This window comes from Paenibacillus sp. GbtcB18 (assembly GCF_019091125.1).
GTDB classification, from domain to species: domain Bacteria; phylum Bacillota; class Bacilli; order Paenibacillales; family NBRC-103111; genus Paenibacillus_F; species Paenibacillus_F chitinolyticus.
In genome coordinates this window covers 1-351 of the sequence record NZ_JAGXJX010000189.1, presented here as the reverse complement: position 1 = coordinate 351, position 351 = coordinate 1, and the positions used below count along the sequence as shown (strand labels likewise).

General features: G+C 50.7%; 1 pseudogene. It reads right to left on the bottom strand.

The window, feature by feature from the left end:
- Positions 1-351 (bottom strand): annotated as a pseudogene (locus tag KVT34_RS30020) (ABC transporter substrate-binding protein); the annotation flags it as partial.

The following is a 351-nucleotide window of genomic DNA, read 5'->3' as shown; positions in this document are numbered from 1 at the left end:
TGCCCTCTCTCGTGAACGGATACCATAATTCCGGATGCGCGGCGGAATGCTCTTTTAAAATTTTGTTGGCGAACTTGTCGAAAAGATCGTCAATCGGCATGAACTGGCCGGAATCGATGAGCTGATTGGTCAGAACCGGATTGGTCGGCACGGATACGAAGTCTGGCAGTTTTTCGCCCGAAGCGATCGCAAGCTGCAGCTTTTGCTTATGTTGATCATCATTGGCCGGATACCAGGTATCCTTATGCTTGATGCCTAACGTTTCCTGCATCCAGCGGTCGTGGTCGTTGCTCTCCTTGGTATCGCCCTGTACGTACTTCTTGGGCATCAGCACCGTACTGATTTCAATCG